Origin of the sequence: Streptomyces sp. KR55, from assembly GCF_052245645.1 — a bacterium.
GTDB classification, from domain to species: domain Bacteria; phylum Actinomycetota; class Actinomycetes; order Streptomycetales; family Streptomycetaceae; genus Streptomyces; species Streptomyces flavusporus.
The window spans coordinates 1-14,073 of record NZ_JBQQCE010000245.1 but is presented as its reverse complement, the minus strand read 5'-3'; the positions used below and the strand labels follow the sequence as shown (position 1 = coordinate 14,073).

General features: G+C 70.9%; 13 protein-coding genes and 1 pseudogene. 7 read left to right on the top strand and 7 right to left on the bottom strand.

Annotated features, from left to right (window positions below):
* Nucleotides 1–615: DUF2510 domain-containing protein (locus ACTWQJ_RS30430; protein WP_443309737.1), on the bottom strand; the 615-nt coding region annotated here is incomplete at its 3' end.
* 219 nt (nt 616–834) lie between these two features.
* Here ACTWQJ_RS30430 and ACTWQJ_RS30425 point away from each other — a divergent pair.
* Nucleotides 835–1,245: an SsgA family sporulation/cell division regulator gene (locus ACTWQJ_RS30425; RefSeq protein ID WP_443309736.1), complete on the top strand. Its 411-nt coding sequence runs from the start codon at nt 835–837 to the stop codon at nt 1,243–1,245.
* Nucleotides 1,246–1,255: 10 nt separating this feature from the next.
* Here ACTWQJ_RS30425 and ACTWQJ_RS30420 read toward each other — a convergent pair whose 3' ends face one another.
* A complete protein-coding gene (locus ACTWQJ_RS30420; RefSeq protein WP_443309735.1) occupies nt 1,256–2,662 on the bottom strand; it encodes an FAD-binding oxidoreductase in 1,407 nt (468 codons plus the stop codon).
* 92 nt (nt 2,663–2,754) lie between these two features.
* On the opposite strand from ACTWQJ_RS30420, the gene ACTWQJ_RS30415 reads away from it, so the two are divergent.
* The gene (locus tag ACTWQJ_RS30415) at nt 2,755–4,206 is read left to right on the top strand and encodes a tetratricopeptide repeat protein (RefSeq protein WP_443309734.1); all 1,452 of its coding nucleotides are present in this window, start codon (nt 2,755–2,757) and stop codon (nt 4,204–4,206) included.
* Between the two features lie 58 nt (nt 4,207–4,264).
* On the opposite strand, the gene hppD is transcribed toward ACTWQJ_RS30415, so the two are convergent.
* The gene (gene hppD, locus ACTWQJ_RS30410) at nt 4,265–5,410 is read right to left on the bottom strand and encodes a 4-hydroxyphenylpyruvate dioxygenase (RefSeq protein WP_443309733.1); all 1,146 of its coding nucleotides are present in this window, start codon (nt 5,408–5,410) and stop codon (nt 4,265–4,267) included.
* Nucleotides 5,411–5,534: 124 nt separating this feature from the next.
* On the opposite strand from hppD, the gene ACTWQJ_RS30405 reads away from it, so the two are divergent.
* The 5 genes from ACTWQJ_RS30405 to ACTWQJ_RS30385 are packed head-to-tail and all read left to right on the top strand — an operon-like array spanning nt 5,535 to nt 9,746.
* Nucleotides 5,535–6,005: an Lrp/AsnC family transcriptional regulator gene (locus ACTWQJ_RS30405; protein WP_129799745.1), complete on the top strand. Its 471-nt coding sequence runs from the start codon at nt 5,535–5,537 to the stop codon at nt 6,003–6,005.
* 46 nt (nt 6,006–6,051) lie between these two features.
* Nucleotides 6,052–6,699, top strand: coding sequence for an ABC transporter permease (locus ACTWQJ_RS30400; protein WP_443309732.1), 648 nt, complete (start codon nt 6,052–6,054; stop codon nt 6,697–6,699).
* Nucleotides 6,692–7,930, top strand: coding sequence for a betaine/proline/choline family ABC transporter ATP-binding protein (locus ACTWQJ_RS30395; RefSeq protein WP_443309730.1), 1,239 nt, complete (start codon nt 6,692–6,694; stop codon nt 7,928–7,930). Before ACTWQJ_RS30400 ends, ACTWQJ_RS30395 begins: the two co-directional genes overlap by 8 nt.
* Entirely contained in the window at nt 7,927–8,787 is an 861-nt protein-coding gene (locus ACTWQJ_RS30390; protein WP_443309729.1) for an ABC transporter permease, read from the top strand. Before ACTWQJ_RS30395 ends, ACTWQJ_RS30390 begins: the two co-directional genes overlap by 4 nt.
* Nucleotides 8,784–9,746 (top strand): glycine betaine ABC transporter substrate-binding protein, encoded by a 963-nt coding sequence (locus ACTWQJ_RS30385; RefSeq protein WP_443309728.1) that lies wholly within the window; start codon nt 8,784–8,786, stop codon nt 9,744–9,746. Before ACTWQJ_RS30390 ends, ACTWQJ_RS30385 begins: the two co-directional genes overlap by 4 nt.
* A gap of 31 nt (nt 9,747–9,777) precedes the next feature.
* Here ACTWQJ_RS30385 and ACTWQJ_RS30380 read toward each other — a convergent pair whose 3' ends face one another.
* From ACTWQJ_RS30380 to ACTWQJ_RS30365, 4 genes and pseudogenes are all read right to left on the bottom strand, one after another.
* The gene (locus tag ACTWQJ_RS30380) at nt 9,778–10,569 is read right to left on the bottom strand and encodes a S16 family serine protease (RefSeq protein WP_443309727.1); all 792 of its coding nucleotides are present in this window, start codon (nt 10,567–10,569) and stop codon (nt 9,778–9,780) included.
* A 56-nt stretch (nt 10,570–10,625) separates the two neighbouring features.
* Nucleotides 10,626–11,267, bottom strand: coding sequence for an IclR family transcriptional regulator (locus ACTWQJ_RS30375; protein ID WP_224733547.1), 642 nt, complete (start codon nt 11,265–11,267; stop codon nt 10,626–10,628).
* Nucleotides 11,268–11,738: 471 nt separating this feature from the next.
* Nucleotides 11,739–13,529 carry a DEAD/DEAH box helicase gene (locus tag ACTWQJ_RS30370; RefSeq protein WP_443309738.1) on the bottom strand — a complete coding sequence of 597 codons (1,791 nt, stop codon included), beginning with the start codon at nt 13,527–13,529 and terminating at the stop codon, nt 11,739–11,741.
* Between the two features lie 115 nt (nt 13,530–13,644).
* Nucleotides 13,645–14,073 (bottom strand): annotated as a pseudogene (locus tag ACTWQJ_RS30365) (hypothetical protein); the annotation flags it as partial.

Genomic DNA, 14,073 nt, shown 5'->3' with positions numbered 1-14,073 from the left:
CTGCTGGCCCGTGCGGCGGGTGACGGCGCGGAAGGTCATGGTGCCCTCGTCCTCGGCGGCACCGTCCGTACCGCCCGTACCGGCGCCCGGGCCCTGGGAATCGGCGGTCGGGCGGCGGAAGACGAACGTGTTGCCGGAGGCCGCGTCCGCGTCGGACGCGGTCGGCGGGATCGTCGCCGTGCCGTCCGTGCGGGCGGACTGGCCGTCGGACGACGTCGGGGCGTCGGCGGGTACGCGCGGGTCGGCGCCCTGCGGTGTGCCCCAGGAGACGCGGCGGTCCTGGTCGCCGCCGAAGCCGGACTGCCGGGAGCGGTCGGCGCCCCACGCGGAGGCCGGCTCGGGGCGGCTGCCGTGCTGGGCGTCGGCGGGGCCGGGCTGGGCCTGCGGTTCGGGGTCCTCGTCGAAGAAGTGCGGCCCGGTCTCCTCGACGGCGGGCTGCGCGGGACGCGCGCCGGGCGGCGGCGCGAGCGGTTCGCCGTCGGCCGGGGCCGGACGGCTGGTGCCCGGTACCCAGGCGGCACCGTTCCAGTACCGGACATATCCGGGAATGGAAGGGTCCGGGTAATAGCCCTCGCGGGGCCTGTCGTCGCCGGGTGCCGGGGTTGGGGCGCTCATGTCCGTCGTCCCGTATCTGCTCGGGGGTGTTATGGGGCCTCCACATCTATCAGACCTGCCGGACCGGCACCGCCCGTCCCGCCGGACCCGCCCCTTTCGAGCACGCTTGTGCTACTCCCCGCGAAACAACTTCGCGGAATCCACGTAATGCTCCGGGCCTCCCCCGCTCTCCACTCGTGCAAGCCCCATGCATGCCCCATACAGAGAGGAAAGACAGCCATGTACACCGTGGTGGAGCGGGAGCTGGAGATGCGGCTCGTCCTGTCGCCCGAGCGGAGCGTCCCGGTCGCGGCCCGGCTCGGCTACCGCTCCGACGACCCGTATGCCGTCCACATCACCTTCCACATCGACTCCGGCCAGCCCGTCAACTGGACGTTCGCCCGTGAACTCCTCGTGGAGGGGGTGTTCCGGCCGTGCGGACGCGGGGACGTGCGGGTGTGGCCGTCGAAGGCGAACGGGCGCAGTGTCGTTCTGATGGCGCTGAGTTCACCCGACGGGGACGCCCTGCTCGAGGCCCCGGCCGCGCAGGTGTCGGCCTGGCTGGAGCGCACGCTGCGGATGGTGCCCCCGGGGAGTGAGGGCGGGCAGCTCGACCTCGACGACGGTCTGGCCGAGCTGCTCGCCCGGTGAGGCGCACGCTTCAGAACAGTTTCCCGGGGTTGAGGATGCCCAGCGGGTCGAAGACCTGTTTGACCGCGCGCTGCATCTCCACGCCCACGGGGCCGATCTCGCGCGCCAGCCACTCCTTCTTCAGGACGCCCACGCCGTGTTCGCCGGTGATCGTGCCGCCGAGTTCCAGGCCGAGGGCCATGATCTCGTCGAAGGACTCGCGGGCGCGCCGGGACTCGTCGGGGTTCTGTGCGTCGAAGCAGACCGTCGGGTGGGTGTTGCCGTCGCCCGCGTGGGCGACGACGCCGATGGTGAGCTGGTACTTCTCGGCGATGCGCTCGACGCCGTCGAGCATCTCGCCGAGCCTGGACCGGGGCACGCACACGTCGTCGATCATCGTGGTGCCCTTGACGGCCTCGAGTGCGGTGAGCGACAACCGTCGTGCTTTGAGGAGCAGTTCGGACTCGGCCGCGTCGTCGGCCGGGACGACCTCGGTGGCGCCGGCGGCCTCGCACAGCGCGCCGACGGCGGCGAGGTCGGCGGCCGGGTCGGGGGTGTCGAAGGCGGCGAGGAGGAGGGCCTCGGTGGTCTCCGGCAGGCCCATGTGCGCCATGTCGTTGACGGCCTTGACCGTCGTACGGTCCATCAGTTCGAGGAGGGACGGCACGTGCCCGCCGGCCATGATCCGGCAGACGGCGTCGCAGGCGGCGGCTCCGGAGGCGAACTCGGCGGCCAGCACCAGCTGCTGGAGCGGCTGCGGCTTCAGCGCCAGGATCGCCCGTACGACGATGCCGAGGGAGCCCTCGGAACCCACGAACAGGCGTGTGAGGTCGTAGCCGGCGACGCCCTTCGCGGTGCGCCGGCCGGTGGACATCAGCCGTCCGTCGGCGAGGACGACGTCGAGGCCGAGGACGTACTCGGCGGTCACCCCGTACTTCACGCAGCACAGGCCGCCCGAGGCGGTGCCGATGTTTCCGCCGATGGTGCACATCTCCCAGCTGGAGGGGTCGGGAGGGTAGTACAGGCCGTGCTCGCCCACCGCGCGGGACAGGGCGGCGTTGATGACGCCGGGTTCGACGACGGCGATGCGGTCGACCGGGTTGATCTCGATGATCCGGTCCATCTTCGTCAGGGACAGCACGATGCAGCCGTCGGAGGCGTTGGCCCCGCCGGACAGCCCGGTGCGGGCGCCCTGCGGGACGACCGGGACGCGCAGCTCGGTGGCGGTGCGCATGACGTGCTGGACCTGTTCGACGGTGCGCGGCAGCACGACCACGGCCGGGGCGCCGGCCGGGCAGAAGCTCGCCATGTCGTTGGCGTAGGAGGCGGTGACGTCGGGGTCGGTCAGGACGGCCTCGGCCGGCAGGCCCGCCAGCAGCCGGTCCGTGAGGTTGCCCTGCGCTTCGTCGGAAGGGGCTTGGATACGGCTCATGATCACAGCGTGTCACCCGGGGCCATCGGTGTGAACCCCGTCGACGGCACCCTTGGCGTGCCGGGACCCGGTCGTCGTACTGGCGCACAGTGTGCGGCATGAACACCGTCATGGAGACCGAGGAGACCCGGAAGAACCAGGAGCGGGACGAGGGTCGGAAACGGGCGGGACGGCGTGGCCCGCGGCGCCGTTCCCGGCTCCTCGCGGGTGTCGTGATCGGCTCGCTCGTGGGGTGCCTCTTCGTCGCCGGGGTGCTGGTGCTGCGGCCCGAGCGGCCGGACCGCCCGCCGCGGCCCGCGCCGCGTCCGGCCGTACCGGCGATGACCGCGGTCACGAACGGGGTGCCGGCCGCGCTGGACGATCTGGAGGCGCTGATCGGCGACCGCGAGGCCCGGCTGCGGGCGCGGCCCGCGGACGCCCGGTCGTGGGCGGTGCTGGGCGCGGCGTATGTCCAGCAGGGGCGGCGGACCGCCGACGCCACGAACTACCCGAAGGCCGAGCAGGCGCTGCGGATGTCCCTGAAGGTGCGGCCGCGCGGCAACGTCGACGCGCTGAACGGCATGGCGGCGCTGGCCAACGCCCGCCGTGACTTCCGGACCGCGCGGAAGTGGGCGCAGGACGCGCTGAAGGCGGACCCCAAGAGGTGGACGACGTATCCGCAGCTGATCGACGCCTGCACAGGCCTCGGCGACTACAAGGCGAGCCGGCGGACCCTCGAACGGCTCCAGGAGCTGCACTCGGGTCCAGCGGTCATGGCCCGGGCGGCCGGCGTCTACTGGGACCGCGGCTGGCGCGAGGACGCGGCGGCGACCCTGTCCGACGCGGCGGCGGCCGCCGGGTCTCCGGCCGAGCGGGCGGCGTGGCTGGAGCGGGCCGGGCAGCTCGCCTGGGAACGCGGGGACCTCAAGGCGGCGCTGCGGTACTTCGAGGAGGCGGTGCGGCTCGATCCCGACCAGCGGGACGCGCAGGCCGGGCAGGGGCGGGTGCTGGCGGCGCTGGGGCGGACGGCTCAGGCGCTGAGCGCGTACCGGGTGGCGCTCGACAAGCAGCCGTCGCCGAGTTACGCCCTGGAGCTGGGCGAGCTGTACGAGTCGCTGGGGCTGCAGGGGGCAGCGGGGGTGCAGTTCGAGCGGCTGCGGTCGCAGGTGCACAGCGCCGCCGAGGGCGGGGTCGACGAGGAGCTGGTGCTCGGCCGGTTCGAGGCGGACCACGGTGATCCCGAGGCGGCGGTGGAGCGGCTGCGGGCCGAGTGGCGGCGCCAGCCCGGGCTCGCGGTGGCCGACGCGCTGGGGTGGGCGCTGCACCGGGCGGGCGAGCACGAGGAGGCGCTGTGGTTCGCGGAGCGGGCGACGAACCGGGAGCACGGGGGTGAGGTGCGCAGTGCGCTGTACTCGTACCACCGGGGGATGATCGAGAGGGAGCTGGGGCTGGACGGGCCCGCGCGGCGGCATCTGCGGGAGGCGCTGCGGATCAACCCGTACTTCTCGCCGTTGCACGTGCCCGTGGCCGAGGCGGTGCTGGGGGAGTTGGGTGAGCCGGACGGCGCGTAGGGGCGGGTGAGCGGAGTCCGGCGGTACCGGACTCCGCCGCTGCCCTCGTCGGGAGCGCTCAGAGGTTGCCGCGCCTTGCCTGCTCCCGCTCGATCGCCTCGAACAACGCCTTGAAGTTGCCCTTGCCGAAGCCCATCGAGCCATGGCGCTCGATGATCTCGAAGAAGACGGTCGGGCGGTCCTGGACCGGCTTGGTGAAGATCTGGAGCAGGTAGCCGTCCTCGTCACGGTCCGCGAGGATCTTCAGCTCGCGCAGGGTGTCGACGGGGACGCGGGTCTCTCCGACCCACTCCCCCAGGGTGTCGTAGTACGAGTCGGGTGTGTCCAGGAACTGCACGCCGGCCGCCCGCATCGTCCGTACCGTCTGGACGATGTCATTGGTGTTGAGCGCGATGTGCTGGACGCCCGCGCCGCCGTAGAACTCCAGGTACTCGTCGATCTGGGACTTCTTCCTGGCGATGGCGGGCTCGTTGATCGGGAACTTGACCTTGAGTGTGCCGTCGGCCACCACCTTGGACATCAGCGCGCTGTACTCGGTCGCGATGTCGTCGCCCACGAACTCCTTCATGTTCGTGAAGCCCATGACCTTGTTGTAGAAGCCGACCCACTCGTTCATCCGGCCGAGCTCGACGTTGCCGACGCAGTGGTCGATGGCCTGGAAGGTGCGCTGGGCGGGCGGTTCGACGATGGGCGCGGCGGCGACGAAGCCGGGGAGGTAGGGGCCGTCGTAGCCGGAGCGTTCGACCAGGGTGTGGCGGGTCTGGCCGTATGTGGCGATCGCAGCGAGGACCACCGTGCCGTGCTCGTCCTTCAGCTCGTACGGCTCGGCGACCGACCGGGCCCCGTGCTCGACGGCGTAGGCGTACGCGGCGCGTGCGTCGGGCACCTCGATGGCGAGGTCGATGACGCCGTCGCCGTGCTCGGCCACGTGCTCGGCGAGGAAGTGGCCCCAGGTGGTGGCGGGCTTGATCACCGAGGTGAACACGAAGCGGGCGGAGCCGTTCTCGAGTACGTAGCTCGCGGTCTCGCGGCTGCCGTTCTCCGGTCCGGAGTAGGCGACCAGGCGCATGCCGAAGGCGGTGGAGTAGTAGTGCGCCGCCTGCTTGGCGTTGCCCACGGCGAACACGACCGCGTCCATTCCCTTGACCGGGAAGGGGTCGGCCTGCCGTGCGGTGTCGGGAGTGTGGTGTGTGGTCTGCGTCATAGCCGCAGCGTCTCTCCGGCCTCGCAAGGTGCGCAATAGTTTGCGTCCTTGCTGGGCAATGTGACCAGTGGGATGCCCGTATCGGCGGGCGTTGTGTACAGGATGACCAGCTGGGAGGCCCGCTGTGGCGATCGATCATCTGGACGGCCGCATCATCGTGCTGCTGGCCCGTGAGCCGCGGATCGGCGTGCTGGAGATGTCGCGGCGGCTCGGCGTCGCGCGTGGCACGGTGCAGGCGCGGCTGGACCGGCTTCAGTCGAATGGCGTCATCCGCGGATTCGGGCCGCAGGTGGACCCGGCGGCCCTCGGCTACCCGGTCACCGCCTTCGCCACCCTGCAGATCCGGCAGGGCCAAGGGCCCGACGTACGGGCCCATTTGGCGACCGTACCGGAGGTACTGGAGCTGCACACCACCACCGGCAGCGGCGACATGCTGTGCCGGCTGGTGGCCCGCTCCAACGCCGACCTTCAACGTGTGATCGACCGGGTCGTCGGTTTTGATGGCATCGTCCGGGCCGCCACGGCGATCGTGATGGAGAACCCCGTTCCGCTGCGGATCATCCCGCTGGTGGAGCAGGCGGCGCTTCGGGAGTGAGCCACCGCGACCGGTGGGAGTGAGCAGGGCTGTGGGGTGATGGCGGGTGAACTTCTGGGAGTACCTCGGCAGCCGCCACCAGCAGCTGCTCACCGACGCCTACCAACACGCCAGCGCCGTCTTCCAGTGCATGGTCGTGGCGACTCTGCTGGGCGTGCTGATCGGCGTCGTCACCTACCGGTCGGAGTGGGCGGGCAACCTCGCCACCCTGGCCACCTCCACCATCCTGACCGTTCCGTCGCTGGCGATGATCGGTCTGCTGATCCCGGTCGTGGGGCTCGGTGTAGCGCCGACGGTGATCGCGCTGACGTTGTACGGGCTGCTGCCGATCGTGCGGAACGCGATCGTGGGGCTGCGCGGCGTGGACCCCACCCTGGTGGACGCGGCCACGGGCATCGGGATGTCCCGGCCGATGCGCCTGGTGCGGATCGAACTGCCGCTCGCCTGGCCGCCGATCCTGACCGGCATCCGGGTCTCGACGCAGATGCTGATGGGCATCGCGGCCATCGCGGCGTACGCCTCCGGCCCCGGTCTCGGCAATCTGATCTTCCGCGGCCTGGCGTCCCTGGGCAGCAAGAACGCGCTCAACCAGGTACTCGCCGGCACGCTCGCGATCATCATCCTGGCCCTGCTGTTCGACGCCGTGTACGTCCTCATCGGACGGCTGACCATCCCCAGGGGGATCCGTGCCTGAGACGTCCGCCAGGGGGGCCTCGATCGAGCTGGAGAACCTCAGCAAGCGCTACCCGGGCAACCCGGCCCCCGCTGTCGACAACGTCACCATGCACATCAATGCGGGCGAGACCGTCATCTTCGTCGGTCCGTCCGGATGCGGAAAATCAACCACGCTCAAGATGATCAACAGGTTGATCGAGCCGAGCAGCGGTCGTATCCGGATCAACGAGGAAGACGTGACCCGCATGGATCCGGTCAAGCTGCGCCGCCATGTGGGGTACGCGATCCAGGCGTCCGGCCTGTTCCCGCACATGACGGTGGCGCAGAACATCGCGCTCGTCCCGAAGATGATCGGCTGGTCCAAGACGCGGATCCGGGAGCGGGTCGAGGAGATGCTCGACCTGGTCGGGCTCGACCCGCGCGAGTTCCACGGCCGCTATCCCCGCCAGCTGTCCGGAGGCCAGCAACAGCGGGTGGGCGTGGCCCGGGCGCTGGCCGCCGATCCGCCGGTGCTGCTGATGGACGAGCCGTTCGGCGCGGTGGACCCGATCACCCGGGACCACCTCCAGGACGAACTGATCCGGCTCCAGCGCGAGCTGCACAAGACGATCGTGTTCGTCACGCACGACTTCGACGAGGCGATCAAGCTCGGCGACCGGATCGCGGTGCTGCGCGAGCGCTCGCACATCGCGCAGTTCGACACCCCGGAGGCGATCCTCACCAACCCGGCGGACGACTTCGTCTCCGGCTTCGTCGGCGCCGGGGCGGCGCTGAAACGGCTGAACCTGACCCGCGTACGGGATGTGGAGATCACCGACTACCCGACGGTGACCGTCGACGACCCGCTGCAGTCCATCTTCAACCTGCTCCGCTCCAGCGGCACCAACGAGATCCTCCTGCTGGACAAGCGGGGCCGCCCGTACAAGTGGCTCAGGCGTGGCGACCTGATGCGGGCCAAGGGCTCGCTGGCGCGCGCGGGCACGCTCGTGTACGACACGGTGACCCGGGACGCCACGCTGCGGGACGCGCTGGAGGCGGTGCTCACGGACAGCGCCGGGCGGGTGGCGGTGACCGGGCGGCGCGGCGAGTACACCGGCGTCGTCGACATGGAGACGCTCATCAACTCCGTGCACGAGCTGCTGGAGGCCGACCGGCTGGAGGCCATGGCGCACCAGCACGACCTGGAGGAGGCGAGGGCCGCCCAGACGCATGCCGAGCAGGAGGGCAACGGAGGGGAGGCGAAGGCGTGACCACCTCTTCGGACCAGAACCGGCCGGCGGGCGAGCACGACGTCGAGGGCCACCCCTACCTGGAGGAGGGCGAGCTCCCGGACGAACAGGAGCCGCCTCCCCCGCCGAGTCCGGCGGGCCCCCGGATCAGCTGGCAGAAGCTGACCGTCCTGCCCGCGTTCCTGGTGGCGCTGCTGCTCGGGACCTGGCTGTGGTTCGCGCAGGCCGACCTGGACACGATCTCCGAGAACGCGCTGTCCGGCGGCCGGGTGTCCAAGGCGCTGTGGCAGCACATCGAACTGACCGTGATCTCCACGTTCTTCGTGCTGATCATCGCCATCCCGCTGGGCATCCTGCTCACCCGCAAGGCCTTCCGCAGGGCGACCCCGGCGGCCATGGCGATCGCCAACATGGGCCAGGCGACCCCGGCGATCGGCCTGCTCGCCCTGCTGGTGATCTGGCTGGGCATCGGCCGGAGGGCGGCCCTGATCGGCATCATCATCTACGCCGTGCTGCCGGTGCTGTCGAACACCATCGCCGGCCTGAAGGCCAACGACCCGACCCTGCTGGAGGCCGCGCGGGGCATCGGCATGTCCCCGACGGGAGTGCTGAGGAAGGTCGAACTCCCCCTGGCGGTCCCGCTGATCCTGGCCGGCGTCCGTACGGCGCTGGTCCTGAACGTCGGTACGGCGACCCTGGCGACCTTCGGCGGAGGCGGCGGACTGGGCGTGCTGATCACCACCGGCATCACCAGCCAGCGGATGCCGGTGCTGGTGCTGGGCTCGATCCTCACCGTCTCGCTGGCCCTGCTGGTGGACTGGATGGCCTCACTGGCGGAACTGCTGCTGCGGCCGCGGGGGTTGGAGGTGGGGCGATGAGGCGCGGGTGTCTGCTGCTGGCCGGGCTGCTGGTGGCCGCCTCCGGCTGTGGCCTGACGAGCGGTTCGCCGATGGTGGACGATGTGCAGCCGGGCTCGATCGGACGGGGCGAGCCGCTCAGGGGCGCCGATCTGACCGTGACGTCGAAGGAGTTCACCGAGCAGCTCATCCTCGGCGCGATCATGGGCATCGCCTTCGAGGCGGCCGGCGCGAGCGTCCTGGACCGCACCGGCATCCAGGGCTCCGTGGGCTCCCGCGAGGCGGTCAAGAGCGGTGACGCGGACGGCGTCTACGAGTACACCGGCACCGCCTGGATCACGTACATGGGCAACAGCGAGCCCATCACCGACCCCCAGCAGCAGTGGCAGGCGGTGCACGACGCGGATCTGAGGAACGGCCTGACGTGGCTGCCGCCGGCGTCCCTCAACAACACCTACGCCCTGGCGATGAACCAGGCCAACTTCAAGAAGTACGGCACGAGGACCCTCTCCGACGTGGCCGCCCTGTCCAGGTCGAATCCCTCGGCCGTGACGCTGTGCGTGGAGGGCGAGTTCGCCAACCGGGCGGACGGGCTGCCGGGGATGCAGAAGGCGTACGGCATGAACATCCCGCCGGGCCGCGTCACCCAGATGGACACCGGGATCATCTACACCCAGGCGGCGAAGGGGAGTTGCACCTTCGGGGAGGTGTTCACCACCGACGGGCGCATCAAGTCCATGAACCTGGTGGTGATGGAGGACGACCGGAAGTTCTTCCCCAACTACAACGCGGCGCCCGTGATCAACACGAAGACGCTGAAGGAATGGCCGGCGATCACCCAGATCCTCGACCCCATCACGAAGAAGCTGAACAACTCCGTGGCACAGACACTCAACGCGAAGGTGGACGTCGACGGGGAGGATCCGCACCAGGTGGCGCTGGACTGGATGGTGGAGGAGGGCTTCGTCAAGGAGGGGTGAGCCGTACTCGGCCGCTAGGGCCGGACAGGCCCTAGCAACTCGGCACTGAGCCGGTCCCCTTCTCCAGGTTCACCAGGGACTCCACCGCCCCCTTCAGCGTGGTCACCGGAATCAGCCGCAGCCCCTTCGGCAGTTCCGACTTCGCGTCGGCGCACTCGGCCCGCGGCACCAGGAACACCGTCGCCCCGTCCCGCCGTGCGGCCTGCGTCTTCAGGGCCACGCCTCCCACCGCGCCGACCGTGCCGTCGGCGTCGATGGTTCCCGTACCGGCGATGGTGCGGCCGCCCGTGAGGTCGCCGCCGCTGCCGTCGCCGTCGAGCTTGTCGACGATGCCCAGGGAGAACAGCAGGCCGGCGCTGGGGCCGCCGACGTCGGCGAGTTCGAGGTCGACCTTGATCTTCTCGTCGCCCCGGTCCAGGAAGGACAGCGCGGCCTGGGTCGCCTCGTCCTGGGACTCCCGCATCTGCGCCTCGTTGTGCCGCTCGATCTCCTTGACGCTGTCGCCGCTCGGATAGACCGAGTCGCGCGGCATGACGGCCTGGTCGGTACGCCACCAGGCGTCGATCACATCGCCGAGCGAGATGTGCGCGTCCGGGTTGGTCGCCTCGATCGTCGTCATCCGCAGCTGCCCGCTCGTGTCCCGGGTCGGGGCGCCGGCGATCGTGATCACCGGCGTGCCCTGGTTCTCGCCGAGGACGTTCGCCGTCATCCCGGGCTGCGCCACCGAGAACGGCAGCGGCGCGAACACCGCCGTGGCGATCAGGCCCACGACGGGCAGAGCGCAGACGGCGAGAGCCTGGGAGCGTGTGAGACGAGAGAGCACGAGGTCAATCTAACGCGACGGCGTGTTCGAGCCGCCCCCGGTTCGGATCACGCCCGTCAGCGCAGCGCCTCCGCGACCTCCCGTGCCGCGTCCACGACCCGCGGGCCGACCCGCTCCGGCACCGCGTCCGCCAGCATCACGACCCCGACGCTGCCCTCGACCCCGGTGACCCCGACCAACGGCGCGGCGGCCCCACAGGCCCCCGCCTCCAACTCCCCCTGCGTCAGGGTGTACCCGGGTTCACCGGCCGGCCGCTGCCGGGCGGAGAGGATCGCCTTGCCGGCGGCGCCACGCTCCAGCGGATGCCGGAAGCCCGCCCGGTAGGCCACGTGATAGTCCGTCCAGGTCGGTTCGACGACGGCGACGGCGAGCGCCTCGGCCCCGTCCACCAGCGTCAGATGCGCGGTCGCGCCGATGTCCTCGGCCAGCGACCGCAGCGCCGGCAGCGCGGCCTCCCGTACCAGCGGATGCACCTGGCGTCCGAGCCCCAGCACACCCAGCCCGACCCGGGCACGTCCGCCCAGGTCACGTCGTACGAGCGCATGCTGCTCCAGCGTGGCGAGCAGCCGGTACACAACGGTCCGGTTCACGCCCAGCTTGGTGGACAGTTCGGTGACGGTCAGCCCGTGGTCGGTGTCGGCCAGCAGTTTGAGGACGCGCAGTCCCCGGTCGAGCGTCTGAGAGGTCTCCGCGGTCACGACGCCCACTCCTTCGGTGGTGAGGTCGACAGCCCCCTCGCGGCGGATGCGTCGCCGAGTCCCGTCAGCGACGCGCTTCAGAGGCTGCCGATCGGCTGACGGCCCGGCCGGTGGTCCGGGCCCAGTCGCTTCACGGCTGCGCTCCGCGGCGGCGCTGCCACGGGGCGTATGCGTAGCGGGACAGTAGCGAAGGGGGTTCGCTGAGCGGAAGGCTCCGTCCAGAATCCGGGCAGTGACCGGTACGGACTGTTTTGATTTGCGGCGATATGCGCGCCCCAAGGGGCGCGGGGCTGTAGTCGATATGCGGCTACCGCCGCGATGGGGGTCCCCCCGCTCATGGGGGTCCCCCCGCTCGAGCGAAGCCGAGAGTGGGGGAGAAGCCGAGAGTGGGGGAGCGACCAGCCACAGACGACCCGCAGCCGAAGCGCGACAGGCCCCCCGAAAGGACCAGCTCAGGCACAGCGTCCAGCGTCACCGCATCCGGGTGGCCCACTCCTGCACCTTGGCGATCCGCTGCCGGAGTTGCCCGGCCGTGGCCTCCGCGCTCGGCGGTCCGCCGCAGACCCGGCGCAGTTCGGTGTGGATGACGCCGTGCGGCTTGCCGCTCTGGTGGACGTACGCGCCGACCATGGTGTTGAGCTGCCGGCGCAGCTCCATCAGCTCCTTGTGCGAGACCACCGGCCGCCGCTCGGCGGGCAGTTCCAGCAGGTCGGCCTCGGTGTCAGGCTTCTTGCGGCTGTGCGCGATCTGCCGGGCCTGCCGCTTCTGCAGCAGCAGCTGCACCTGCTCGGGCTCCAGCAGTCCGGGGATGCCCAGGTAGTCCTGCTCCTCTTCGCTCCCCGGGTGGGCCTGCATGCCGAACTCGGCGCCGTTGTACATGACCCGGTCGAAGACCGCGTCCGACTCGAGGGCCTCGAAGGGGAGCATGTCCTGCTCGCCGGTGTCCTCGTCCTGCTGCTTCTCGGCCTCCCGGAGGAGCTTCTCCTCCTCGGCGTACGGGTCCTCCTCGCCGTCCTTCTTCGGCTTGTCGAGGACGTGGTCGCGCTCGCGCTCCATCTCGTTGGCGAAGGAGAGCAGGTCGGGCACGGTCGGCAGGAACACGGACGCGGTCTCGCCACGCCTGCGGGACCGTACGAAGCGCCCGACGGCCTGCGCGAAGAAGAGCGGCGTCGAGATGGTGGTCGCGTACACCCCGACCGCGAGCCTCGGCACGTCGACGCCCTCGGACACCATCCGCACCGCGACCATCCAGCGGTCGGTGCTGTTGCTGAACTCGTCGATCCGGTCGGAGGCGCCGGCGTCGTCGGACAGGACGAGGGTCGCCTTGTTGCCGGTGATGTCCCGGATGAGCTTGGCGTAGGCGCGTGCCGAGTCCTGGTCGGAGGCGATGACGAGGGCGCCCGCGTCCGGGATGGCCTTCCTGACCTCGGTCAGCCGCTGGTCGGCGGCGCGCAGCACGGCCGGCATCCACTCGCCGCGCGGGTCGAGCGCGGTACGCCAGGCCTGGCTGATCGCGTCCTTGGTCATGGGCTCGCCGAGCCGGGCCTCGATCTCGTCGCCGGCCTTGGTCCGCCAGCGCATGTTGCCGCTGTAGGAGAGGAAGATGACGGGCCGCACGACGTGGTCGGCGAGCGCGTTGCCGTACCCGTAGGTGTAGTCGGCGGCCGACCGCCGGATCCCGTCGTTCCCCTCCTCGTACGTCACGAAGGGGATGGGGTTGGTGTCGGACCGGAAGGGCGTACCGGTGAGCGCGAGCCGGCGGGTCGCGGGCTCGAAGGCCTCGAGACAGGCCTCACCCCAGGACTTGCTGTCACCGGCGTGATGGATCTCGTCGAGGATGACGAGGGTCTTTCGCTGCTCGACGCGGTTGCGGTGCAGCATGGGGCGGACGCCGACACCCGCGTACGTGACGGCGACCCCGTGGTACTCCTTGCCGAGCGGACCGGCGCTGTACTCGGGGTCGAGCTTGATCCCTATGCGCGCCGCGGCCTCCGCCCACTGCTTCTTCAGATGCTCGGTGGGCGCGACCACGGTGACCTGCTGCACGACATGGTGGTGCAGCAGCCAGGACGCCAGCGTCAGCGCGAAGGTCGTCTTACCGGCGCCGGGCGTGGCGACCGCGAGGAAGTCACGCGGCTGCTCCTGGACGTACTTCTCCATCGCACCCTGCTGCCAGGCACGCAGCTTGCTGGCGGTACCCCAGGGGGCGCGGCCGGGGAACGCGGGCGAGAGGTGATGGGAGGACGAGGAGGAAGCAGACACAGGGGCGAGCCCGGAGGGCCCTCCGTTGAGGGTGGTGGCGGGCGACGGGCGGGAGGTAGTCACGGTCTCCGGGGGTGGGTCGGGCGGCTCGGCTGGGTAGGACAACCGGGCCACCCTACCGGCGGCCCGGCGGTGTCATTGCGCCGACTGCGCCGGGTCGCCCGTGGGTGGGACTCACGTCACAACTCCCGCAGCCGCCCCGCGATCCCCGCCACATCGCGCTCCGCTCCCGAGGCCACATCGACGACCAGGTCATACGCCGCGTCCTGGTCGCAGCCGACCAGCTCCGCCCCGTTGACTGCCAGGAAGGTCGCCGCCGCGAGCCACGCGGTGCGCTTGTTCCCGTCGACGAGGGGTGGTTCGTCGCGATCGCGTGGAGCAGGGCAGCGGCCTGCTCGTAGAGGTCGTCGTAGGCCGCCGTACCGAACATCCGGGCGCGGGGCCGGTGTACGGCCGAGGCGAGCAGCCCGGGCGCACGGGCCTCCGGCGCGCAGCCGAAGGCGATCTCGGCGACGGAGGTCACCTCCGCGACCGTGAGGTACCG

What these genes read in the sequence shown, in the direction of transcription:
- ACTWQJ_RS30425 (WP_443309736.1), top strand. Translation starts at nt 835, where the DNA reads ATGTACACCGTGGTGGAGCGGGAGCTGGAGATGCGGCTCGTCCTGTCG.
- ACTWQJ_RS30415 (WP_443309734.1), top strand. Translation starts at nt 2,755, where the DNA reads ATGAACACCGTCATGGAGACCGAGGAGACCCGGAAGAACCAGGAGCGG.
- hppD (WP_443309733.1), bottom strand. Translation starts at nt 5,410, where the DNA reads ATGACGCAGACCACACACCACACTCCCGACACCGCACGGCAGGCCGAC.
- ACTWQJ_RS30385 (WP_443309728.1), top strand. Translation starts at nt 8,784, where the DNA reads ATGAGGCGCGGGTGTCTGCTGCTGGCCGGGCTGCTGGTGGCCGCCTCC.